Raw genomic sequence first — 887 nt, forward strand, 5'->3', positions numbered from 1 at the left:
CGGCGGACCCGTGGCCTGCCGGTGGAGGCACCGGTCGGGGTCGCACGCCGGCGCGTGGGGTGCACGGCGGGCAGCCGGTCTGGGGCGAGTTGGCCGCGGTGGGCCGGCTCGGGGGTTCGGGCTCGATGCGGTGGGCCCGGTGTCAGCGGTTCGGCGTCAGCGGTTCGGCGTCAGCGGTTCGGCGTCCGCGGATTCGGATCGGACGGGGATTCGGATCGGACGGTTCGTACTGGACGGGTGCGCTGTGGCGGGTGCGCTGTGGCGGGTGCGGTGTGGCGGGCTGCCCGCCGTGAGGGGTGCGGCGGGCAGCCCGCAGGTCCAACGCGGTGAACCAGGCAGGTTCAGTCCGCGCAGGCCGTCGCTGGGGCCCGGCGCGGTCCGCCCTCCACGGACCGCGACGAGCCGGCTAGCCGGTCGGGTGGTGCAGGTGGGAACGCGGCTGGACGGCCCGGGACCGGTCGGGGCCGTCGTCCCGGGAGCGCGGCGGTGTCAGGGCGCTGCCGTGCATGGTCCGGAACCCGCTCGAGCGCCGTTCGACACCCTCGGCGTCCCCCCGGGCGTCGAGGTCGTCCACCGCGTGCGCCCGGACGGCGACGAGGATCTGATCCCAGATGATCGCCGGTAGGCGGCTCTCCAGCCGCGCCGCCGCCGCGCCGTGCCTGATGATCACCTCGTCGGGCAGTGCCCTGGCGACCTCGCCGCCACCGGCGCCCCAGGGCGTCCAGCCGCCCAGGCCGTCCGACGGCGCGAGCCGGTCCAACCGGCCGTGGCGCACCTCCTCGACGAAGGGCGACCACAGCGCCGTGGGAACCCGCTGCGGTGATCGCGGTCGCGACTGCGGCCCTGGCGTCTGGCTTGTCGTAGACGAAGGTTCGGGAAACCCCGGC

1 protein-coding gene is annotated in these 887 nt (G+C 76.0%); it reads right to left on the minus strand.

Annotated elements, in window-relative coordinates; genetic code table 11:
- Nucleotides 1-406 precede the first annotated feature (406 nt).
- Nucleotides 407-887 (minus strand): hypothetical protein (locus MXD58_RS25785; protein ID WP_250610307.1); only part of this gene is annotated, 481 nt, incomplete at its 5' end.

The sequence above is a fragment of the Frankia sp. AgKG'84/4 genome (assembly GCF_023242965.2).
Taxonomy (GTDB): domain Bacteria; phylum Actinomycetota; class Actinomycetes; order Frankiales; family Frankiaceae; genus Frankia.